The organism is Propioniciclava sp., assembly GCF_047602245.1.
GTDB lineage: Bacteria > Actinomycetota > Actinomycetes > Propionibacteriales > Propionibacteriaceae > Propioniciclava.
The window spans coordinates 1,373,541-1,395,121 of the sequence record NZ_JASGHT010000001.1 but is presented as its reverse complement, the minus strand read 5'-3'; the positions used below and the strand labels follow the sequence as shown (position 1 = coordinate 1,395,121).

The following is a 21,581-nucleotide window of genomic DNA, read 5'->3' as shown; positions in this document are numbered from 1 at the left end:
AGATTCGCCGGGTGAGCATTCTGCGAGGCGTCCGGACGGCGGGGATCGTCGTGGCCTGTCTGCTGGCCGGCGTGCTGGCGCAGCTCAGCGTGTGGGCGCTGCGCTTTCCCGACCTGGATGCGATCCCCGACGACGAGGCGGTCTGGGTCGTGCTCGTGATGCTGGCCGAGACGGCCGGTGGGCTGCTCGCGGTCGCGCTGCTGCCGCTGGTGATCGGCGTGAGGGCCGTGCCGGGGCGACGCGCGGGCATCGCCGGGGTGGTGGTTGTGTTGTTGTCGGCGTCCGCGTTCGCCTTTCCCGCCTCCATTCTGGCGCTGGGGGCGGTCGCCTCGTGGCGACGGCGTGGTTGGCTGATCGCGGCGAGTGTGGCCTGGGTGACAGCGCAGGTGCCGGCCATCATTGCGGAGACGGACCTGTGGCTGGGGTTGGTCGGCGCGCTGCTGCTTGCCGTGCCGATCGGTGCCGTGGTGGTGTCCATCGGGCTGTACCTCGGCGGACGCGACGCGCTGCTGGTCTCGCTGCGAGAAAGGGCTGAAGCGCTGGAACGCGAACAGGCCGCCGTGGTCGCCCAGACCCAGTTCGCCGAGCGGACGCGGATCGCCCGCGAGATGCATGACACCTTGTCGCACCGGCTTTCGCTGATCTCGCTGCACGCGGGCGGGCTGGCCGTACGTCCCGATGCGGGCCCGGACCGTGTCGAGGAGACCGCGCGGCTCATCCAGCAGGCCGCGCAGACGGCGTCCGAAGAACTGCATGCGGTGCTGACCGTGCTGCGCGACGACCAGCACGACGTCCGGCTCGACCCGACCCTCGCCGACCTGGATGCGCTCACCGCCGCTCCCGGCGTCGACGTGCGCCTCGCGATCGCCCCCGTGCTGACCGGACGCCTCGGCGACTTGGCGCCCTCCGCCTCGCGGGCGCTCGCCCGCGTCGTCGCCGAAGGCATCGCCAATGCCGTCAAGCATGCTCCCGGCCTGCCCGTCGCGGTCTATGTCGCGGGCATGCCCGGCGAACGCGCGCAGGTGGAGGTGCGCAACCCGGTCGGCTCCGGTTCGTCGCTGGCCGGCGGATACGGCCTGGTCGGGCTGCGCGAACGGATCGAGCTCGCCGGTGGCCAGTTGGCGGCCGGACGCGACGGCGGAGACTTCGTGCTGCGAGCATGGGTGCCATGGACCTGACACCTCCGCCCCCGTCCGTGCCCGCGGTGGCCCGCACCGTCCTGGTCGACGATGAGCCTCTCATCCGCGCGGGACTACGGCTGATCCTCGACGGCGCTCCGGGAATCCAGGTGATCGGGGAGGCCGGTGACGGTTTGGCGGGCGTCCAGGCGGTGGCCGCGCTGCGCCCCGACGTCGTCCTGATGGACATCCGCATGCCCGTCCTCGACGGCATCTCCGCCACCCGCCAGATCGTCGCGTCCGGGCATGGTGCCGCGGTCGTCGTGCTCACCTCGTTCGACACCGAAGGCTTCATCGCGGACGCCCTCGACGCCGGCGCGCAAGGATTCCTGCTCAAGAACTCCCCACCCGAAGAGTTGATGGACGCCGTCCGCCAAGCCGCCGCCGGGGCGATGCCGTTCACCCCCGCCGTCTTGCGCCGGGTCGCCCAACTGGCCGCGCGTGCCCCGCGCGCCGACGGCCCCGATCCGCTCGCCGAGTTGAGCGATCGCGAACGCGAGGTCGCCCTGCTGATCGCCGACGGCCTCGGTAACCAAGAGATCGCCGACCGCCTCTACCTCTCGCTCCCCACCGTGAAAACCTACGTCGGGCGCCTGTTCACCAAACTCGGCGTGACCAACCGCGTCCAGATCGCGCTCGCCGTCCAGCGATCCCAAGTGGGCTGAGTTGGCCTAGGCGCCGGGCAGGCGCTCAGGTTCCCGTCGCAGGATCAGAAGGCGAGGAGCGCGAAGAAGGGGAGGATCGGCACCAGCAGGCCGGTGCTCATCCAGAACATGCCGAAGTTCATCGCGAAGTCGGACGCCGCAGCCAGCCGTGCGGTGGCCGAAGTCTGGGCGCGCTCCTCGTGGCATTGGTGGTCGCGGGACGGTCCGCCGACCCTCACCACGGTGCGCGCTGGGTCAGGCGCGAGCGCCCGCTTCGCCGCCACGAACGAGGCGGCCAGAAGGTACGTCATCAGCGGAATCCCGATCAGGGCGAACCACCACAGGACCCCTCCCGGCTGGGCCTGGGCGGTCATCCAATCGGCCATCGTCGCCGCCGAGTGGGCATGCGATCCCATGTCGTGGTGGCTGGCTGAGTTCATGGCGCCGGACATCCCTGCGGCCATGGAGGCCATCGCCGCCAGGTGCCAGGTCATTGCGGCGAACATGGTCGCGTGGCCGGCGAAGTGCAGGCGTCCGTGCTTGTCACAGGCGCGGAAGGCGTCCACCGTCAGCCAAGCGAACCAGCCTGTGGCCAGCGCGAACACTCCCGCCCAGACGCCGGTCGGGACGACGGAGGTCAGCGTCGTCCAGGTCGGGCGGGCGACCATGAGCAACATGACGACCGCCATGCCGAGGTGCAGCCCGTTCGAAACGCGCTGCCGGACGCCTTGCGGCCGGGTCAGCTCGTAGACCGACCAGCCGGTGCACCAGACGAACAGCACCAGCAGCCCGATGAACTTCACCGGCGTGGCATCGAACGAGAACAACGCGGCACCTCCCCTGATCGCGGGGCGATCCCGCTCACCGGATTAGTCGGTCGCGAGGGGCGGATAGTTCCCGGCCAGCTCGATTCGTCGCCCGCCATCCCCGGTCGACGGGGAGATCCCCTGGGGATTACTCCGCGCAGGGGGACGGAACCGCGAGGGCATGCTGACCGGTCTCTCGATCGGGGAGAACTCTGCGGAAGGGGGGACGGAACCGGGCGCAGGCATCCGACGGTCTCAGCGGAGACGGCCGGCCGCTTCGCGGGTAAGGGACTCGATCAGATCGGCGCGCGCCCGGGCGACCCGGGAGCGGATCGTGCCGACCGCGCACGCGCAGATCTCGGCGGCCTCGGCGTAGCTGAACCCCATCAACTGGGTGAGGACCAATGCCATCCGCCGGTCGGCATCGAGGCGTCCGAGTGCCTGTTCGACCTCGACCTGGCTGGTCGAAACCCATTCGCCGTCGGTGAGGGCGTCCAGGTCGGCGGCGTCCATGCCGATCAGCCGTGGTCGTGCGACGTCGTAGCGGACGCGGTCGACGACGACCCGGCGCGCGATGGACAGCAGCCACGAGCGGGCGCTCGCGCGTCCCTCGAAGCCGGGCAGGGCGCCGAGCGCGCGCAGATAGGTCTCTTGGGTGAGGTCGTCGGCGGCTTGGGGTCCGGACGCCCGCGCCACGAACCGCCACACGTCCGACTGCGACCGACGGATGAACTCCGAAAGCGCCGCGCGGTCGCCGCGTCCGGCCGCGAGGGCCAGCCGGGTCAGTTCGTCGGTCACGCAGACACGGTAACCGATGATGGCCAGCAGGCGGGGTGAGCATCCGGGAGCTCCCGGGGCGGCGTCCGACCGTCGTACCCTTGCTTCATGGAAGCCGAGGTCAGCGAGCAGCAGTGGCGCGCCGCGCTGTCGGCGATGCTCGACGGTGAGGAGCCTCAGTTGCCGATCCCGGCGATCGCAGCCCACCTGACCTCCTGCCTGGAATGCTCGGACTGGCTCGACCATGCGACCGCGGTCAATCGCGGACTGCGCACGCTTCCGGTCATCGAACCCGACCTGGGGGAGAGCCTGGTCAACGGGGTCGACGTTCACCTGTGCGCGTGCCGCTCCGGCGGGGATTGCCTGTGCGGCGACTGCCAGTGCGGTCCGCACTGCACCTGCCACGCCACCGCCGGCTGACCGAATCGTCCGGCAGGCCGAACTTCCCACCAACTTCCCACTCCAACTTCCCAGGTGTTATGTTAGGTGGGAAGTCGGGAGGAAGTTATGGACCGTGCCGAGCTCTTGGCCCTGGTTGAACAGTTGCGCCTGGTGGGGACCGACGTCCAGCGGATCGAGGTCAAGAGTCAGGTGGGCAAGTCACTGCTGGAGACCCTCAGTGCGTTCTCCAATGGTGGGGGCGGTGTGGTGATCGTCGGTCTCGACGAACGAGCGGGCTTCGCGTTGGTCGAAGGGTTCGATGCTTCCCGGGCTCAAGATGCTTTCGTGTCGCGTTGCGCCCAGCTCACTCCCGTGGTCAGGCCTGAACTCTCCATCGTGCCCTTCGGGCCGGGCTCGCTTCTTGTCGCTGATATTCCCGAACTATTGCCCCGCGACAAGCCGTGTTATATCACCGAGAGAGGTCGCTACCAGGGCAGCTATCTGCGTACCGGAGATGGCGACGTGCGTCTTCAGCAGTATGAGGTCGATCGTTTGGTCGAGGAGCACACCCAGCCCACCTGGGATGGTGAACCGGTGCCTACCGCCGGAGTCGGCGACCTGGACAGCGAGGCGCTGTCGGTGTTCCTGGCCGGGCAACGAGAGGTGAGGCCCAAGACCTTCGCTGACGGTGATGACGTCGCGATGAGACGTCTCGGCGTCCTCTCTGGTTCTTCACCGACCCTTGCCTCGCTTCTCACGCTCGGGTTGTACCCCCAGGAGTTTTTCCCGCGGCTCGCGGTCACGTTTGCCGTCTTCCCGGGGACCACCAAGGCCGGCATCGGGGCGGGGGTTCGGCTCCTGGACAGTGCGACGTTGACCGGCCCGATTCCGGAACTGGTCGAGGCCGTGATCGGTGCGGTGCGCCGGAACATGCGCGTGGGAGCGCTCATCGGTGACGTCTACCGAGAGGAACTACCGGACTATCCGCTCGTGGCCGTGCGTGAAGCAGTCGTCAATGCGCTCATGCACCGTGATTACTCGCCGATGTCTCGTGGCACTCCGGTGCAGGTGAATCTGTTCGTCGACCGCCTGGAGGTGGTGAGTCCCGGGGGCCTCTACGGCGCCGTGACCCTGCGAACGCTCGGGAACGCCGGACTGAGTTCGACACGCAATCAGCGGCTTGCGACCTTGCTCGAGAACGTCCGGTTGCCCGGTGGCGGGCTGGTCGCCGAGAACCGGGGCACGGGGTTTGCGGTCATGAACGCGGAACTCACGCGCGCGTTGATGCCGCCGGTCGGCGTCCGCGACGATCTGGCCAGCTTTACGGTCACCTTCTACCGGAGAAAGGTCGCTTCCGACGAGCGATACCGGACCGCCCGTGAAGCGGTCGTCTGGATGCTCGGTGACCGGGCGTCGGTGAGCACCTCCGAGCTGGTGCGGGAAACGGATTTCAGTCGCTCGGCGATCCAGCAGGCGCTCAACCAGCTGATCGGGGAAGGGGTCATCGAAGCAACCGAACCCGCACGGAGTCCGCGTCAGCGCTATCGGCTGACGAGGGGCTGATTCTGCTACTTCCCACCAACTTCCCAGGTGTTATGTTGAGTGGGAAGTAGGTGGGAAGTTCCGCCCGATGGTCCCTATCGCCGTGCTGTGCCCGCGTTTCCTTGAGGCGACGGCGTCCGGGGGAGGAGACTGGAGCATGGCTGAAACGCAGATCCCGCAGGTCGATGTGCGCGCCGTCAATGAGGATGCCGTGATCCTCGACGTGCGCCAACCCAACGAGTTCGAGGCGGGACATGCGCCCGGTGCGGTGTCGATTCCGCTCGGCGAGCTTCGCGCCCGCTTGGCCGAGGTGCCGAGCGTCGACGGTCCGTTGCCGGTCATCTGCAAGGCGGGTGCTCGCTCGCAGATGGCCGCGGAGTTCCTGGCCGCCCACGGCCTCGAGGTGGTCAACATCATCGGCGGAACCGGCGCTTGGTACGAGGCGGGCAAGACCCTGGTCAGCGAGAACGGCGAGACTCCCGCAGTGGTGCCGCCGAGCACACCCCCGGCGGCCATCTAGTCGCGGCGGGGGTAGGCGATGACTGATCTCGACGACGCAGGCGTGGTGCTCTACGCGTCGCACACCCACCTGTTCCCGGGGGCGAAACTGCGCGGTCCGCACCTGGACGCGCAGGGCACCGAGGTGCCGGTGCTGATCGTGTTCTCGGACGCCTCATGTGCGGACGCCGTGCTGGCGGCGTCCGGCGACGGGTGCGACCTGAGCGTGGCTCCCTATCGGACGGCCGGCGGCACCGAGATCGGTGCGAAAGCATGGATCCTCGGCGCCGTTTCGGGCGAGTGGAGCTACACGGTCGCCGCCAAGGCTTCGTGACGCGCGCAGTGGGGTGATGAAGGATGGGCGCTGTGAGGCACGCCATCCAGGATTCCTACCCTGCGCGGTTCGCGCACTGTCACGGCTGCGGTCCGGCGAACCGTGACGGCTGGCGGCTGAAGAGCTACGTCGAGGGCGACGAGGTGGTGCTGCGGCACACGCCCGCGCCCGCCTACACCGGCGGGGTTCCCGATCATGCGTACGGCGGACTGCTCGCGTCCTTGCTCGACTGCCACGGTGCGGCGTCCGCGACCGCGTTCGCCTACCGTGCCGCGGGCGGTGAGGTGGGGGACGGCGGCGCGTTGCCGCGGTTCGTGAGCGGGACCCTCACCGTCGTCTACCGCCGGCCGACCCCGATGGGCGTCGAACTCGTGGTGCGCGGACGCCTCGCCGAGGCCAAGGGGCGCAAGGTGACCGTCGATCTGGAACTCAGCGCGGACGGCGAGGTATGCGTGACCGGGCAGATGATCGCGCTGGAGATCCCCGCCGAATATTGAGGTTCCGGGCGCGTCTTCTTCGTCGGAGGCCCCGACCATCACCCCTCGCCCGGGCCTGCCGTCAGGTCATGAGGTTCCGAGCGCGTCCTCTTCGTCGGTCGTCACGAGGACCGGGTCATTCAGTCGGTCCCCGCTCAGATCAGGGCGGTTCCCCGGAACAGGGTGGTGGTCGGGCCGCCCACCCAGACGGTGCCGTCGGCGTCCGGGGTGATGGTGATTTCGCCGGTGCGGCCGAGCTTCGTGCCTTGTGACACCGTGTATGGGCCGGTGACGGCCGCCGTGCGGGTCAGCCATTGGCCGACGGAGGCATTCATCGATCCGCAGACCGGATCTTCGGCGACGCCGACGCCGGGGGCGAACGTCCGCATCTCGAAGTCGTGCGGCGAACCGGCGGGATGGGCGCCGATCGCGCCCACCATCGCCTCGGGGATGAGCGAGAGGTCAGGGTCGAGGTCCAGCACTTCCTGCGCGGTGGCGAATCGCAGCACCGCCCACCCGGGACCGTTGTCGACCCACTGATGCGCGATCACCTGCTCGGGCCGGACGCCGAACGCCGCGATCACCCGGTCGAGGTAGTCCGGCTCGAGATCACCCTGGCGCAGCGTCGGCGGGGCGGCGAACGACAGCGTTCCCTCGTCGTGGCGCACGTCGATCAGTCCGGCGGCGCACTGCTGCACGAGGCGTCCGGGGGTGCGTGGGCGTCCGCCGTGTTCGAGCCAGGCGTGCGCGGAACCCAGGGTGGGGTGGCCTGCGAACGGCAGTTCGCCGCCCGGGGTGAAGATGCGGACCCGGTAGTCGGCACGGTCATCGGTGGGCGCGAGCAGGAAGGTGGTCTCGGAGAGATTCGTCCAGCGCGCGATCCGCTGCATGGTCTCCTCGTCGAGGCCGTCCGCGTCCAGGATCACGGCGAGCGGATTGCCGCGATAGGGCAACGGCGAGAACACGTCGACCTGCGCGAAAGCGTACGAGCGACCCATCGGTTGCCTCCTGGTGGACTGCTGATGAATGAGCATCATCGTAAGCTCCCCGGCACCGACCGCCCAGTCGGGCGGCGCGGGCGAGTCTGGGTTACTCTCAGCGCCATGACGCGTAGTGAACGTCCGGTCGCCCTCATTACTGGAGCATCCCGAGGGATCGGGGCATGCCTGGCCCGCCGCCTGGCCGCGCAGGGCTGGAACCTGGTGCTGACCTATCGCGACGATGCGGACGCCGCGGCGCGCGTCGTCGCCGAATGTGAGGTGCTCGGCGTCCGGGTCGTGACGGTTCAAGCCGATCTGCGCGGTGCCTCCGACGAGGCCATCGCCGCGCCGTTCGAGATGGCGCGCGGGCGGTTCGGCCGGATCGATGCGTTCGTCAACAATGCCAGCATCACTACGCGGTATGCGCCGGTCGCGGACACTCCGGTCGACGAGATCCGCGAGACAATCGACGTCGACTTCACCGCCGTCGTCCTCGGCGCGCGCCGGGCGGTGCGCGAGTTCGTCGCCGACGGCACGCGCGGCGTGATCGTCAACGTGTCCTCGGGGGCGGCGACCCTCGGCAGCCCCGGTGAGTACGCCCACTATGCGGCCGCCAAGGCCGGTGTCGACGCGTTCACGATGGGGCTCGGCAAGGAGGTCGGGCCGCTGGGCATCCGGGTCGTCGCGGTCGCGCCCGGACTGGTCGACACCGAACTTCATGCCGCCACGGGCGATCCGGAGCGCGTGGAGCGGATGGCCCAGGACATCCCGCTGCGGCGCGCGGCCGATCCCGAGGAGATCGCGGGCGTGATCGCGTGGCTGCTCGGGCCCGAGGCGTCCTACATCACGGCGACGACCATCCGGGTCGCGGGCGGGCGCTAACCCGGTGCCGGTGCCGGCGGGCGGCGCAGTAAATCACTGCACTCGTTCGGCGGCCCCTTCGCGAAACATCAGTGGGACTGATGTTTTTCGAGCCGCCCCGAAATCGAGTGCAGTGATTTACTGCCGCATCGCGGCTGACCCCCGGCGAGAGTGTCCGACGGGCGTGCGATCATCGGCGCATGACAGGCCAGCGCGATCTCGAGACGCTCGCGTCGCTGCGGCGCGCCCGCGACCGGATGGACCGCGAGTACGACAAACCCCTCGATGTCGCCTCGCTGGCGCGCGGGGTGCATATGTCGCCGGGGCACTTCAGCCGGCAGTTCCGGCGCGCCTACGGTGAATCGCCTTATCAGTACCTGATGACGCGCCGGATCGAGCGGGCGATGACGCTGCTGCGCCGCGGCGATCTGAGCGTCACCGAGATCTGTTTCGCGGTCGGCTGCCAGTCGCTGGGCACCTTCAGCACCCGCTTCACCGAACTCGTCGGCGTGCCGCCGAGCGTCTACCGCGACCAAGGGGCGCCGTTCGGGCCCGGGATGCTGCCGTGCATCGCCAAGCAGGTGACCAGACCGGTCAGGAATCGAGAAGCGCCGGGCGGGCGGGCGTCCTAGCGTGGGCGTCATGACGATCACCATCAACGCCAGCTTCCTGCCGCACACCGACGCCGAGGCGTCCCTCGCGTTCTACCGTGACGTGCTCGGCTTCGAGGTGCGCCTCGATGTCGGCTACCAGAACATGCGCTGGATCACCGTCGGCCCGCCGAACCAGCGCGATACCGCGATCGTGCTGCATCCCTCCGGCGTCGGCGACGGGCTCACCGCCGAAGAGAGCGCGCTGCTCAACCAGATCGTGGCCAAGGGCGGCTACTTCGGCATCGGGTTGGCCACCGACGACCTCGACGCGACCTTCGCCCAACTGGAGGCGCGCGGTGCCGACGTCGTGCAAGAGCCGATCGAGCAGGACTACGGCGTGCGCGACGCCGCGTTCCGCGACCCTGCGGGCAACTTGATCCGGATCCAGGAGAACAAGCGATGAGCGAAGCCAGCAGCGGTTTCAGCGCTGACGAGCGCGCCGCCATGAAGCAGCGTGTTGAGGAACTCAAGGCGATGAAGGGCGTGAAGGGCGCCGCCAAGAAGGCGAAGGAGTTCGAGGCCTGCCTGGCCGCGATCGAGGCGCTTGAAGGAGCCGACCGGGCCATCGCCGAGCGCCTGCACATGATCGTGATGGAGGAGGCGCCACACCTCGACGCGAAGACCTGGTACGGGTTCCCGACCTACGCCCACGACGGCAAGAACATCGTCTTCTACCAGCCGGCCACCAAGTTCGGCACCCGCTACGGTTCGATCGGCTTCGAAGAGAACGCCGCCCTCGACGACGGCGAGATGTGGCCGGTCGCCTTCGCCGTCACCGCGATGACGGACACCGTCGAGCAGCGCCTCCGCGACCTGGTCAGGCGAGCGTCCCCCTCCTAGTCGGGGTGGCCGTCGCCGTCACCGCGGCGGCGGAGCGGCGGCGCCCGGGCCCCGCTGTCATCGAGGCGTCCGATGCTGTTGCGCACGATAGGAACCCTTGCCTACGAAATATCGTGCGCAACGGTTCCTATCGTGCGCGACGCTGGGTGATTCGCGGTTCGCGTCAGCCGAGGTGGGTGCCGAACGCGAGCCCGAGCAGGTAGGTGGCCGCGGCGGCGCCGAAGCCGATCGCCAGCTGGCGCAGGCCTCGCTTCATCGGTGACGTTCCGGAGAGCAGCCCGACGACTCCGCCGGTGAACAGCAGGGCGATGCCGACCAGGCCTGCGGAGAGTAGCACGGCGGGCATTCCGGACAGCCCGAACAGGTAGGGCAGCACGGGAATGATGGCGCCCGAGGCGAAGAAGCAGAAGCTGGAGATCGCCGCACCCATGCCGGTGCCGATCGCCTCGTGCTGGTCCACGGTGTCGGACGGCGCAGGCACCGGGTGGGTCGCCGTGTGCAGCCCGGCCAGCACTTCGTGGGCGTGGGCGTCCGCCTCGGCTTCGGTCATGCCGCGCGCCCGGTAGAGCAGGGCGAGCTCGTTGGCGTCGATGTCGAGGTCGGGCAGGGCGTCGTGTATCTGCGGGTTCGGGGTGGACGCCTCCAGCAATTCGCGCTGCGAATGCACCGACACGTACTCGCCGGCTCCCATCGACAGCGCGCCGGCGAGCAGGCCGGCGATGCCGGTGAGCAGGATCACCTGCGGCGCGACGCCGCTCGCCCCCACGCCGAGGATCAGCGACAGGTTCGACACCAGCCCGTCGTTGGCGCCGAACACGGCGGCGCGGAAGGTGCCCGACAGCCGGTTGCGGCCACGTTCGGCGAGCGAGCGGACGACCTCCTCGTGCACCTGCTCGTCGGCGGCCATCTCGGGCGTCGCGTCAGGATCGGTGCTGTAAGGCGAACGCGCTTCGGCGTTCTGGACGAGGGCGAGCACGAACACCGAGCCGAACCGGCGGGCCAGCGCGCTGAGGACGCGCGTGCGCAGGTCGGCGGATACCGGCCGGCCCACGTCTTCGCCGAGCAGGGTCAGCCAGTGCTGTTCGTGGCGGCCTTCGGCGTCCGCGAGGCCGAGCAGGATTTCACGTTCCTCGCCGGCGCGCCGAGCGGCGATGTGCCGGTAGGTGGCCGCCTCGGCCCGTTCGTTTGCGAGGTACTGCCGCCAGCGTCGCAGCGTTTCCGGGTCGCGGCGTGCGGAGGTCGCGCGCGCGGAAGCAACGTCAGAAGACATCAGGAGGGCTCTTTCGATCAGCGCCGCGACCGAGCCCGAAGGGGATCGACCGCGACGAACACGGTCGAAGGTCTCGCTCGCCCGCCTGGCGGGTGATGTGCCGGGCCCGTCATTCTGACCGGCCAGTATGTCGACACATCGGGCGTCCCGGCACTCAGCCAGGACGTCGGAGCTACTCCCCTTCACCACCATGATCACACGACGACGACCAGACGGGCGCACCGGTCCACGTTCGTCTCATTCGGCGAGCCGGCAACTGCACCAGAAGAAGCGGCCATCCATCGCCCTACTCTGAAGCTATAGGACCAGACGCGGATGAACCTGTGGTCGTCGCTAGCTATGACGCGGCCTGGCCCGATCGGTTCCGTGAGGAGGAACGCCGCCTGAGGCCGGGGTGGCAGGCCTTCAACGCGCACGTCGTCGAGTTCGGCGGATCGCTGTGGCGTGACAACCTGCTTCTTCGTGATCATCTTCGAAGCCACCCGGCCGATGCTGAGCGCTATGCCCGAGTGAAACAACGTGCGGCGACGAAGGCGCCCGACAGCCTGATCCAGTACTCCGAGCTCAAACGTGCTGTCATCGAGGACTTGATCGCTCGGGCAAGGCGCGACGGTTCCTGATCGCTCGGTCCGGTTCGCAGCTAGCGCTGCATGTCCACGAAACGACTGAGCGCACCCTGGAAGGCGACCGGAAGAGTGTCGGTGGCGCCGTTGCGGTGCTTGGCGATGATGAAGTCGGCTTCGCCGGCTCGCTGGGACTGCTTGTCGTAGGCGTCCTCTCGGTGGAGGAGGATGACGACGTCGGCGTCCTGTTCGAGTGAGTTGTGCACGGTGATGCCGTCGGCGATGAAGTTGTGGGTGTCGAGCACGGTGGCGTCGAACACCTCCTCCTCACCGAGCAGTTCGATGCTGGCGACGGCGTCCCAGTAGACGTTGCTGGTGGCCTCGCGTTCCAAAGCCTCCGAGGCAGTCTCCTGCGGAACCGCGTCTTCCAGAAGGATCTCGCTAAGGAATATAAGTTGCTGGGTGAGGTCATCAACGATGACTTGGTGCCCATCGTTGTTGCGAACGGTTGCTATTGACGCGACGATCCCGAATCGGCCGAGCAGACTGATCACGTTGTCGGCCAGCCGGCGGCTCGTCGACGCGTAGTAGATCCGGCCCTGTCCGGCGGCGCCGTCCCAGCGCACCGAGCCGTCCGTTGCCCACAGGTGTCGCAGGAACAGGGCGACCTGTTCGCGCGGCAACCCGAACACCCACGACGGCACCCCCTCGGTGCCAGCAGCCGCAGCAGCCCGCACGATCTCGTCCTCATCGCGGCGAACCGGAGCCAGCGGCTCGGGCACTACCCGGGGGATTGCGACGCGGGTGCCCTCGGTCAACTCGCCCAGCGGGATCCAGCCGTCATAGGTCAGGAACGGGTGATTGGCGGACGCCTTCACCTCGCGGCCCGACGTCAGGCGTAACCGGTAGACCTGCTTCACTCCCGAGGAGAACACATGCGTCATCGGCCGGGCGACCAGGCGGTGGTCGGCGTCCAACGACCAGACCGGCACATTGCGCTCACCCGAGGCCAGCAGTTCGCCCATGGTGACCTCGGCGCCGGTGTCGGCGCGCAGCACGCGGGTGTCGGCGGTCAGGCAGCCGGATTCACGCAGGTCGGACAGCATCGGCTTCTTGTCCTGCCGGGATTCCGGTCCGCGGTTCAGCTGCGACAACGCCACCACGGGCACTTCGAGTTCCTTGGCCAAGAGCTTGATCTGCCGTGAGAACTCCGAAACCTCCAGCTGGCGCGACTCGACCTTCTTGCCTGAGGTCATCAGCTGCATGTAGTCGATGATCACCAGTTTGAGGTCGTGGCGTTGCTTGAGGCGGCGCGCCTTGGCGCGGATCTCCATCATGGTCAGGTTGGGGGAGTCGTCGATGAACAGCGGCGCCCGCGACACCTGGGCGGTCTTGTTCGAGATCCGCTGCCAGTACTCCTCGTTCATGTCGCCCTTGCGGATCGCGTTCAGCGGCACGCCCGACTCGGCCGACATCAGGCGCATCACGATCTCGGACTTCGTCATTTCCAGGCTGAAGAACACCGAGCACAGTCCGTGCCGAATGGACGCCGCCCGCGCGAAATCCAGCCCCAGCGTCGACTTACCCATGCCGGGACGCGCGGCGATGATGATCATCTGGCCGGCGTGCAGGCCGTTGGTGAGATGGTCCAGGTCGATGAAGCCGGTGGGGACGCCGCCCATCTGGCCGTGCTGGGTGAGCGCCTCGATCTCGTCCAGGGTGACCTCGACCAGCTCCGACAACGGCTGGTAGTCCTCGGCCGTCCGGTTCTCGGCCACCTCGTAGATGGCCTGCTGGGCCCGGTCGACGATCTGGGTGACGTCGCCTTCGGCCTGGTAGCCCATCTGCGAGATCTTCATCGACGCGTCGACGAGCCGGCGCAAGATCGCCTTGTCGCGCACGATTTCGGCGTAGTAGACGGCGTTGGCGGTCACCGACACCGACGACACCAGGTCGTGCAGGTAGATCGGGCCGCCGATCTGGGCGAGCTGGCCGCGCTTGCCGAGCATGTCGCCGACCGTGATGGCGTCGACGGGCTCGCCGCCGCCGTACAGATCCATAATCGCGTCGTAGATGAACTCGTGCGCCGGGCGATAGAAGTCCCGGCCCTTCAGTACCTCGGTGACCTCGCCGATCGCATCCTTGCTGAGCAGCATGGCGCCCAGCACGCTCTGCTCGGCGGCCAAGTCCTGCGGCGGCGTCCGGTCGACGCGCGAGCCGGGCTGCTCGAACGCGGCAACGTCGTTCGACCACTCGGTTCGCTGGTCCGTCGTCATCGGTACGCGCCGTCCTTTCTCGCTCGCCACCACGCTAAAGGCGGCGACTGACATTCTTCATCGGCGCCGCAAATCCGCCTGCCGGGCCGTGGTGTGGCGGCCGGACGGCCCGTCGCCCGCGCGCCCGTCGCACGCCGGATCAGTCGACGGTAGACCCTTGCCGGACGCCTCACAAACCGGCCCTTCCACCCCAGATGTGGAAAACCTGTGGATAGCTGTGGACGCACGGCGTCCGGCCTGTGTGCGACACGCCGTGACGGTGGGGACGACGAGATTCTTTTCGCAGAAACAGGCCTTTGGCTAGGGGTGATGGAAGTTCATCCCTGTGAATTTCTGGGCGAGGGTCGTGATGAGACGCCCCCTGCGGCGAGTGGCGCCACTGTGGATGGAGGTGCTAGGACTTTGGTGCCATCCACGGGTTGTCCACAGGGCGTGTCCCCACTAGGGGTGATGGTCGCAGGTGTTGGAAAGGCATCACCGAACCCCCGCCGGAATAAACCCCAAGGGGGTATAGTTGGACTGGTCCGAGGAGGAACCATGACCGAAGCCACCACCGTCGTCCCCGACGACGCGCGCGCACTGGACGCCGCCCCCGCCGAAGGGTGCTGCCACAGCGCGGACGCCGGCGAACCCGGCCACCAGCACGGCTACATCACCGCCAAAGACAACTACCTGCGCCGCCTGCGCCGCATCGAGGGCCAGGCCCGCGGCCTGCAGCGCATGGTCGAGGAAGAGAAGTACTGCATCGACATCCTCACCCAGGTCTCGGCGATGACGAAGGCGCTCCAAGCGGTCGCCCTCGAACTGCTCGAAGACCACATGGCCCACTGCGTCGTCGCCGCCGCCCGCGAGGGTGGTGCCGCGGCCGAAGAGAAGATCCAAGAGGCGTCCGAAGCCATCGCGCGCCTCGTCCGCAGCTGACACCCATCCACCACAAGGAGAAACGAACATGGCCGACCTCACCATCACCGACACCAAGGCCACCGGCGGCGGCTGTGGTTGCGGCTGCGGGCACGAGCAGTCCGAGCAGCAGGAGCAGCCCCAGGCCTCCGGCGCCGTCGTCGCCAACTACACCGTCACCGGCATGACCTGCAGCCACTGCACCAGCGCGGTCACCGAAGAGGTCTCGGCGATCCCCGGCGTGACCGGCGTCGAGGTCGATCTCGACTCCGGCGCGCTGACGGTCACCTCGGACGCCCCGGTCGACTTCGACCGCATCGTCGAGGCCGTCGCCGAGGCCGGGGACTACACCGTCTCCTGACCCGGGCCGTCCAGCCCCCTGACCGAGCCGGCCGCCGCCGCCGCTCAGCGCCCGATGGGCGTCCGGTCAGGGGTTCTGGTCCGGAACACCCCAGGCCGCCGGGGCCCTCCCGGCGGTCCGTCCACTCCCTCGCCAGGGCCGGTTCGTCCTCGCCGGACGCCTCAGGCGTCCGTTGCGACCACACGCCGGCCCTCCGCACCCAGGAGGAATCCATGCCAACCCCGACCACCCACACCGACCCCACCACCGACCGGACCGACCGCCGGGCGTCCATCGAACTCGACATCACCGGCATGACCTGCGCCTCGTGCGCGGCGCGCATCGAGAAGAAACTCGGCAAGGTCGACGGCGTCACCGCATCGGTCAACTACGCCACCGAGAAGGCCAAGGTGCTGGCGCCGACCGGCGTCACCGTCGCCGACCTGATCGCCGTCGTCGAGAAGACCGGCTACGGCGCCAAACTGCCCGACCCGGCCGAACCCGAGCCCGACCGCGCCGGGATGCTCAAGCGCGACCTGATCTGGGCCGCCGTCCTGGCCGTGCCGGTGATCGCGATCGCGATGGTCCCGGCGCTGCAATTCCCGGGCTGGACGTGGGCCTCGCTCGTCCTGGCCACCCCCGTGTACGCCTGGGCCGGACGCCACTTCCACCGTTCGGCGCTGGTCAACCTGCGCCACCGCGCCGCCACCATGGACACCTTGGTGTCGCTCGGCACCACCGCCGCCTACTTCTACTCGCTGTGGGCGCTGTTCTTCACCCACGCCGGCACCCTGCACTACACGCACCCGTTCACGCTCACCCTCGGCCGCTCCGACGGGGCCTCGGTTTACTTCGAGGCCGTGGTCGGGATCATCACGTTCCTGCTGGCCGGACGCTGGTTCGAGGCTCGCGCCCGCACGCAGGCGTCCGATGCCCTGCGGGCTCTGCTGACCCTCGGCGCCACCCAGGCCACCGTGCTGCGCGACGGCGTCGAGGTCGCGATCCCGATCGACCGGCTCGCCCTCGGCGAGGAGTTCGTCGTGCGCCCCGGGGAGAAGGTCGCCACCGACGGGGTCGTGGTCACCGGAACCTCGGCGGTGGACGAGTCGATGATCACCGGCGAGTCGGTGCCCGTCGACAAAGCCCCCGGCGACAAGGTCGTCGGCGCCACCGTCAACGCCAACGGACGCCTCGTCGTCCGCGCCACCGCGCTCGGCGCCGACACCGAACTGTCCCGGATGGCGCGGATGGTCGAAGAGGCCCAGACCCGCAAGGCGCCCGTGCAGGCGCTCGCCGACAAGATCTCCGGCGTCTTCGTGCCCATCGTGCTCGTCATCGCCGCGCTCACCCTGGCCGGCTGGCTGATCGCGGGGGAGTCCGTCGTGTTCGCCGCCACCGCCGCCGTCGCCGTGCTGATCATCGCCTGCCCCTGCGCCCTCGGCCTGGCCACCCCGACCGCGCTGCTGGTCGGCACCGGACGCGGCGCCCGGATGGGCGTCATCATCGCCGGACCCGACATCCTCGAGCACGCCCGCGCCGTCGGCACCATCGCGCTCGACAAGACCGGCACCATCACCCGCGGCGACCTGCGCGTCGTCGGCCTCACCCCGGTCGAAGGGGTGACCGACGCCGACCTGCTCCGCTGGGCGGGCACCGCCGAATCCGGCTCGGAGCATCCGCTCGCCAAAGCGGTGGTGGACGCCGCCTCCGGCCTGGGTGCCCTGGATGGCTTCGAGAACGTGCCCGGCGAGGGTGTCCACGCGGTCGTCGACGGGGTGCGGGTGAGCGTGGTCCGCCCGGACGCCGCGGGCCCGCTGCCCCGGGTGCTCGCCGAGGCCGTGGACGCCGCGCAGTCCCGCGGCGAGACCCCCGTCGTCGTCTCGCGGGAGGTCGGGATCGTGTCAGGTGACGGCGGAGAATCGCATCCGGTCGAGGTGTCGGGCGATGGGGACGTGCGTTCGGTCGAGGTCTCGCTCGACGGCAAGGGAGCGAGTCTGGTCGTGCCGGACACGGGCGTGCGCCCGGTCAGGGCGTCAATCGATGGTGACCTACACCCGGTGGGTGTGGTGTCCCTGGCCGACACCCTCAAGGACACCTCGGCTGCCGCGATCGCCCGGCTGCGTGAACTGGGACTCACCCCCGTCCTGCTCACCGGCGACAACGAACGCGCCGCCCGCGCGGTCGCCGCACAGGTCGGCATCGACGAGGTGCGCGCCGGCGTCCGGCCCGACGGCAAGGTCGCGGTGATCCGCGAACTGCAAGCCTCGGGGCAGGTGGCGATGGTCGGCGACGGCGTCAACGACGCGGCCGCGCTCGCGGCGTCCGATCTCGGCATCGCGATGGGCTCGGGCACGGACGCCGCCAAGGAGGCCGCGGGCATCACCCTGATGCGTTCGGACCTGATGCTTGCCGTGGACGCGATCCGGCTGTCGCGCTCGACCCTGCGCACGATCCGGCTCAACCTGTTCTGGGCGTTCGCCTACAACGTGGCGGCGATTCCGCTGGCGGCGTTCGGCATGCTGACGCCGATGATCGCCGGTGCGGCGATGGCGTTCAGCTCGGTGTTCGTGGTCGCGAACAGCCTGCTGCTGCGCCGGTTCCGCCCGGAGTCGGCGTGAGGTTTCCGGTTCCCGTCCGGCCCTGCTCACCGTGGCAGCGGCCGGGCCGGACGCGGCGAGTTCGCCGGACGCCCGGTGCATGGTTACCGTGGCAGCGGCCGGGCGGGGTGCAGCGAATAGTCGGCCATGTGGTCGAAGACGCCGCGCAACTCCACGCGCGCCGGGTCGCGGTAGTAGCCGCGCTGGGCTTCTGGGAAGCCGGCCCAGTCACCCTCGTAGTCGAAGGCCCAGGTGAACAGGTCGTGCGGCTCGTCGGCGACGGCGAACAGCACCCGGAACCCGTGTCGCTCCCGGACCGGCACGATGCGCCGCCAGATCCGCAGGAACGGCTCCCAGCCGCCGACGATCGCATAGCGGCGCATCACCACCGTGCGGCGCTCGTCGGGCGGCACCGGCGGGGTGAGCAGTTCGGCCCGGACCTCGCGCTCGACCGTGTTCCGGAACACATGCGGCGCCAACGCCGTGTGCAGACCGGACGCCGCAGCGTCGGCGTCCAGCGCCGCCCGGCCCCGGGCGGGGTCGGTATGCGACCAGAGCAGCGTGACCTTCGGTTCGGCGTCCGTTTCGACGTAGCCCTGATGCAGGACGAACCCGTGCCGTTCGCGCAGGGCCCGGACCTCGGGCCAGCGGGCGAGCCAGTCGTCGAGGTGCCTCGGCTTCACCGTGAACCGGTGCAGCAACACGGTTCCCTCCGGTGCGGCACTGCCCATGCTCCTATCCATGTATCGATCCTGACATCCGAGGATTCCCATGACCACCGATAACCCGGCGCGCGTCTCCAAGCGCCCCCTGCTCACCCTCGTCGCCAGCAATATCCTCGGCGGGGTCGGGGTGGCCTCCGGCATCGCCGTCGGCGCGCTGCTCATCGCCGAACTCGGCGGCACCGCGATGGCCGGACTGGGCCAGGCCGTCAGCGTGCTCGGCGCCGGTATCGCCGCCGTCCCGTTGGCCGCACTCGCCGCCCGTCACGGACGCCGCCGCGCCCTCACCCTCGGCTACTCGGGTGCGGTCCTCGGTGGACTGGTGGTCATCGCCGGCGCCACCGCCGGATCGGTCTGGCTCACCCTGCTCGGCCTGGTCGGATTCGGTTTCGCGCAGGCGACCAACCTGCAAGCGCGGTATGCGGCCTCCGAGGTCGCCGCACCCGAACGCCGCGGCCGGACCATGTCGTTCGTGGTCTGGGCGACCACCATCGGTTCGGTGGTCGGCCCCAACTTGAGCGAATTGGGCGCCTCGCTGGGCGCCCGGCTCGGTGTGCGCGAACTGGCCGGGCCGTACCTGTTCTCGGTCGTCGCCTTCACGTTGGCCGGAACCGTGATCGGCCTATTCCTCGGACGCCCCGCACGCACGTCTCACGGAAGCGCGCCTGGTTCGGGTGGGGCGCCGTCCGCATCCGAGGCATCCGGATCGCGGGGAGCAACCAAGCCGGTGGGTGCACTCGCGGCACTCGTCTGGGCGATGCGGCATCCGCGGGCCCGGTTCGGGGTGGTGCTGCTCGTCGCGGCGCACGCGGTGATGGTCGGCATCATGTCGATGACGCCGGTGCATCTTGGGCATGGCGGGCACGGCCTGCGCATCGTCGGCCTGGTGATCAGCGCGCACATTCTCGGCATGTACGCGCTCAGTCCCGTGTTCGGCTGGGCCGCGGACCGCATCGGCGCGCTCAAGACCGCCCTCGGCGGGTTGTTGGTGCTGGGGGCGTCCGCGGCGGTCGCGTTCGCGGCGCCGCACAGCATGCCCGCGGTGATGGTCTCGCTGACTCTGCTCGGCCTCGGCTGGTCGGCGGCGACGATCTCGGCGTCGGTGCTACTGGCCGGTGTCGATTCCGGTGCCGTGCGTGTTCCCTTGCAGGGGGCGACCGATGCCTTGATGAGCTACGGAGGCGCGACCGCCGCGATCCTGAGCGGACCCCTGCTCGCCTGGGTCGGCTTCGGCGGCCTCGCGATGATCTCAGGAGCCCTGATCATCCCCGCCGCCGCCATCGGCTGGATCGCCTACCGCGTCAGCGACGCCCGTCGCTGACGGTCGCGAGAACCGACCACTCGACGGTCGTGGGAGTGGAGGTGACCCCGGCCGAGTGGTCGATCCTTGCGACCGACTCAGCTGGGTCCGCGTGCGTGCTGCCCACGATCCTTGCCAGCGCGGGTTAGGTCCGTTCGACGGGCTGGCGCAACAGTGTGCGGAGCTTGGCCGGTGCCACCTTGCGCGGATCGCTGAAGTAGATCTCGTGGTGCCGGCCGGTCATCCGTAGGCCGGAGCCGGGGATGAACTCGTCGTGCATGTGCGCGAGGACCGGCGCCTCGTCGTCGTAGGAGCCGAGGTGCAGCGTCTGCACGCACAGTCCTTCGTCGAGGGTTTCGTAGCGGACGAGATCGAGCGAGACCGAGTTCGTCTTCCGTCGCGCGGCCGCGATGGCGTCTTCGACCATGGCATGGGTGAGCCATTCGGGCACCATGATCATTGCCGTCCAGTCCCAAACGGTCTTGTCGCGACTGCCCGTGAAGGCTTCCATGTCCACCGACCACCACAGTGCCTCCAGCGGGGGAACGACGTAGTCACGGTCGAGTTTCTGCTTGCTGGCGAACTTGAGCGCATACGCGACCGGATAGAGCGCGGCGAGGGCGTCGGCGTACTCGCCGCCGGCATCGTTCGGATCGCCGTGGCCATCGACCATCAGGTACGCCGTCGGCGGCACGTCGAGGATTCTGAACTCGCCCTGACGCGCTGTGTAGGCGTCGACGGTCTTCTTGAAGTCGATCTTCACGATGCTCATCCTCCGGCCCGCCCGGCGCGCCGCTTCGCTCGCCGGTTGCTCCACCATTGTGGCGCCGAACAGGCGGCCGGGGCGGTCACGATCCGCGGTTCGGCGTCTGCAAGGCGGGACGATGGTCGTTTTCTATGTCCAGATTCAGCGAGGGGTCCGGCGACAAGGGCAAATGCCGCGGCCCGCGAATCTGGACATAGAAATCGGTCACGCAGTGCGAAGCAGAGGCAGCGAGGATCACCGAGCAGGAGGAGCCGGCGGCCGAAGCACGCCGCAACCGCCCGCGTGACGTGGCTGTGCCGGCCGCCAGGATCTCGGCGTCGATGACCATCGCGCCGTGAAAGGATCGGTGGAAGCACGCTCGGGCGGGAAGGAAGCACCGCGATGAAGCTGGACGGCCCCGGTCGGTGGACTCGGCACGAGTACGCCGAACTCATCGACTTCTGTGTGCTGGTGGGGAGCCGAGTCCAGTTCGTCTACCAGGATGACCTCGACTTCGAGCCGAGCGCGCGAGCGCTCGTCGATGTGTTGAACCCAGACGGGGAGCAGGCCACGCGACGGTCGAAACGATGGCCCGGAACGAGGCTCCTCGACGGCAAGGCAACGGTGTGCTCGGTCCCGCTGACCGAGCAGGTCGCGGTGTGGCTCAAGGAGGGTCCGCTGCCCTACGACTGGATCGCGCCAAAGTGGCCCGAGGACGTGGCGATCCTGCGCAGGGACGGTTCGGTCGTGTTCGGGAGCATCGCCCATGAGCGGGACTCATGGTTGAAGGTCAGGCGATCCGAGGTCGCTCTCCTTGATCGGTTCCCCGCCCTCATGTGCTGTCTGCGCGCGCGGTAAATCACTGCGCTCGAATTCGGGCGGGGCTGAAAAACATCAG

The 21,581-nt window shown here is 69.0% G+C and carries 25 protein-coding genes; 17 read left to right on the top strand and 8 right to left on the bottom strand.

Going from position 1 to position 21,581, the window contains the following annotated elements; genetic code table 11:
• Positions 1-11: 11 nt before the first annotated feature.
• A complete protein-coding gene (locus tag QM708_RS06785) occupies positions 12-1,178 on the top strand; it encodes a sensor histidine kinase (RefSeq protein ID WP_415105814.1) in 1,167 nt (388 codons plus the stop codon).
• Positions 1,169-1,843 (top strand): response regulator, encoded by a 675-nt coding sequence (locus QM708_RS06780; protein WP_415105811.1) that lies wholly within the window; start codon positions 1,169-1,171, stop codon positions 1,841-1,843. The genes QM708_RS06785 and QM708_RS06780 overlap by 10 nt, the downstream gene beginning before the upstream one ends.
• Positions 1,844-1,887: 44 nt before the next feature.
• On the opposite strand, the gene QM708_RS06775 is transcribed toward QM708_RS06780, so the two are convergent.
• Positions 1,888-2,649, bottom strand: coding sequence for a DUF5134 domain-containing protein (locus QM708_RS06775; RefSeq protein WP_415105808.1), 762 nt, complete (start codon positions 2,647-2,649; stop codon positions 1,888-1,890).
• A gap of 234 nt (positions 2,650-2,883) precedes the next feature.
• On the bottom strand, positions 2,884-3,426 hold the full coding sequence (locus tag QM708_RS06770) for a sigma-70 family RNA polymerase sigma factor (RefSeq protein ID WP_415105806.1): 543 nt from the start codon (positions 3,424-3,426) through the stop codon (positions 2,884-2,886).
• A gap of 87 nt (positions 3,427-3,513) precedes the next feature.
• On the opposite strand from QM708_RS06770, the gene QM708_RS06765 reads away from it, so the two are divergent.
• The 5 genes from QM708_RS06765 to QM708_RS06745 all read left to right on the top strand — a co-directional run bounded on the left by QM708_RS06765 (position 3,514) and on the right by QM708_RS06745 (position 6,657).
• Positions 3,514-3,825 carry a hypothetical protein gene (locus tag QM708_RS06765; protein ID WP_415105803.1) on the top strand — a complete coding sequence of 104 codons (312 nt, stop codon included), beginning with the start codon at positions 3,514-3,516 and terminating at the stop codon, positions 3,823-3,825.
• An 87-nt stretch (positions 3,826-3,912) separates the two neighbouring features.
• Positions 3,913-5,349: an ATP-binding protein gene (locus tag QM708_RS06760; RefSeq protein ID WP_415105800.1), complete on the top strand. Its 1,437-nt coding sequence runs from the start codon at positions 3,913-3,915 to the stop codon at positions 5,347-5,349.
• Positions 5,350-5,485: 136 nt separating this feature from the next.
• The gene (locus QM708_RS06755; RefSeq protein WP_415105798.1) at positions 5,486-5,848 is read left to right on the top strand and encodes a rhodanese-like domain-containing protein; all 363 of its coding nucleotides are present in this window, start codon (positions 5,486-5,488) and stop codon (positions 5,846-5,848) included.
• An 18-nt stretch (positions 5,849-5,866) separates the two neighbouring features.
• Positions 5,867-6,160, top strand: coding sequence for a hypothetical protein (locus QM708_RS06750; protein WP_415105796.1), 294 nt, complete (start codon positions 5,867-5,869; stop codon positions 6,158-6,160).
• 32 nt (positions 6,161-6,192) lie between these two features.
• On the top strand, positions 6,193-6,657 hold the full coding sequence (locus tag QM708_RS06745; RefSeq protein WP_415105793.1) for a PaaI family thioesterase: 465 nt from the start codon (positions 6,193-6,195) through the stop codon (positions 6,655-6,657).
• Between the two features lie 134 nt (positions 6,658-6,791).
• Here QM708_RS06745 and QM708_RS06740 read toward each other — a convergent pair whose 3' ends face one another.
• Positions 6,792-7,634, bottom strand: coding sequence for a PhzF family phenazine biosynthesis protein (locus tag QM708_RS06740; protein ID WP_415105790.1), 843 nt, complete (start codon positions 7,632-7,634; stop codon positions 6,792-6,794).
• A gap of 105 nt (positions 7,635-7,739) precedes the next feature.
• On the opposite strand from QM708_RS06740, the gene QM708_RS06735 reads away from it, so the two are divergent.
• The 4 genes from QM708_RS06735 to QM708_RS06720 all read left to right on the top strand — a co-directional run bounded on the left by QM708_RS06735 (position 7,740) and on the right by QM708_RS06720 (position 9,970).
• Positions 7,740-8,498, top strand: a complete 759-nt coding sequence (locus QM708_RS06735) for an SDR family NAD(P)-dependent oxidoreductase (protein WP_415105788.1) — start codon at positions 7,740-7,742, stop codon at positions 8,496-8,498.
• 179 nt (positions 8,499-8,677) lie between these two features.
• Complete coding sequence (locus tag QM708_RS06730) at positions 8,678-9,109, top strand: helix-turn-helix transcriptional regulator (RefSeq protein ID WP_415105785.1); 432 nt, start codon at positions 8,678-8,680, stop codon at positions 9,107-9,109.
• Positions 9,110-9,119: 10 nt separating this feature from the next.
• Positions 9,120-9,533: a VOC family protein gene (locus tag QM708_RS06725; RefSeq protein ID WP_415105782.1), complete on the top strand. Its 414-nt coding sequence runs from the start codon at positions 9,120-9,122 to the stop codon at positions 9,531-9,533.
• Positions 9,530-9,970 (top strand): iron chaperone, encoded by a 441-nt coding sequence (locus QM708_RS06720; protein ID WP_415105780.1) that lies wholly within the window; start codon positions 9,530-9,532, stop codon positions 9,968-9,970. The genes QM708_RS06725 and QM708_RS06720 overlap by 4 nt, the downstream gene beginning before the upstream one ends.
• Before the next feature lie 163 nt (positions 9,971-10,133).
• On the opposite strand, the gene QM708_RS06715 is transcribed toward QM708_RS06720, so the two are convergent.
• Positions 10,134-11,240, bottom strand: a complete 1,107-nt coding sequence (locus tag QM708_RS06715; RefSeq protein ID WP_415105777.1) for a VIT1/CCC1 transporter family protein — start codon at positions 11,238-11,240, stop codon at positions 10,134-10,136.
• A gap of 323 nt (positions 11,241-11,563) precedes the next feature.
• Here QM708_RS06715 and QM708_RS06710 point away from each other — a divergent pair, with 323 nt between their 5' ends.
• The gene (locus QM708_RS06710) at positions 11,564-11,860 is read left to right on the top strand and encodes a GrpB family protein (RefSeq protein ID WP_415105774.1); all 297 of its coding nucleotides are present in this window, start codon (positions 11,564-11,566) and stop codon (positions 11,858-11,860) included.
• 20 nt (positions 11,861-11,880) lie between these two features.
• Here the strand turns inward: QM708_RS06710 and dnaB are convergent, their stop codons facing one another.
• On the bottom strand, positions 11,881-14,079 hold the full coding sequence (dnaB, locus tag QM708_RS06705) for a replicative DNA helicase (RefSeq protein ID WP_415105771.1): 2,199 nt from the start codon (positions 14,077-14,079) through the stop codon (positions 11,881-11,883).
• A 537-nt stretch (positions 14,080-14,616) separates the two neighbouring features.
• Here dnaB and QM708_RS06700 point away from each other — a divergent pair.
• The 3 genes from QM708_RS06700 (at position 14,617) to QM708_RS06690 (ending at position 17,937) form a co-directional block, all read left to right on the top strand.
• Entirely contained in the window at positions 14,617-15,000 is a 384-nt protein-coding gene (locus QM708_RS06700) for a metal-sensitive transcriptional regulator (protein ID WP_415105768.1), read from the top strand.
• Positions 15,001-15,028: 28 nt separating this feature from the next.
• Positions 15,029-15,340, top strand: coding sequence for a heavy-metal-associated domain-containing protein (locus tag QM708_RS06695; RefSeq protein ID WP_415105765.1), 312 nt, complete (start codon positions 15,029-15,031; stop codon positions 15,338-15,340).
• Positions 15,341-15,552: 212 nt separating this feature from the next.
• Positions 15,553-17,937, top strand: coding sequence for a heavy metal translocating P-type ATPase (locus QM708_RS06690; RefSeq protein WP_415105762.1), 2,385 nt, complete (start codon positions 15,553-15,555; stop codon positions 17,935-17,937).
• An 83-nt stretch (positions 17,938-18,020) separates the two neighbouring features.
• Here the strand turns inward: QM708_RS06690 and QM708_RS06685 are convergent, their stop codons facing one another.
• The gene (locus QM708_RS06685) at positions 18,021-18,659 is read right to left on the bottom strand and encodes a hypothetical protein (RefSeq protein ID WP_415105759.1); all 639 of its coding nucleotides are present in this window, start codon (positions 18,657-18,659) and stop codon (positions 18,021-18,023) included.
• 28 nt (positions 18,660-18,687) lie between these two features.
• On the opposite strand from QM708_RS06685, the gene QM708_RS06680 reads away from it, so the two are divergent.
• Positions 18,688-19,959: an MFS transporter gene (locus QM708_RS06680; RefSeq protein ID WP_415105756.1), complete on the top strand. Its 1,272-nt coding sequence runs from the start codon at positions 18,688-18,690 to the stop codon at positions 19,957-19,959.
• Positions 19,960-20,083: 124 nt separating this feature from the next.
• Here QM708_RS06680 and QM708_RS06675 read toward each other — a convergent pair whose 3' ends face one another.
• Positions 20,084-20,701, bottom strand: coding sequence for a GyrI-like domain-containing protein (locus QM708_RS06675; RefSeq protein WP_415105753.1), 618 nt, complete (start codon positions 20,699-20,701; stop codon positions 20,084-20,086).
• Between the two features lie 85 nt (positions 20,702-20,786).
• Positions 20,787-21,032 (bottom strand): hypothetical protein, encoded by a 246-nt coding sequence (locus QM708_RS06670; protein WP_415105750.1) that lies wholly within the window; start codon positions 21,030-21,032, stop codon positions 20,787-20,789.
• Between the two features lie 53 nt (positions 21,033-21,085).
• Between QM708_RS06670 and QM708_RS06665 the strand changes: the two genes are divergently transcribed.
• Entirely contained in the window at positions 21,086-21,541 is a 456-nt protein-coding gene (locus tag QM708_RS06665) for a hypothetical protein (RefSeq protein WP_415105747.1), read from the top strand.
• Positions 21,542-21,581: the final 40 nt, after the last annotated feature.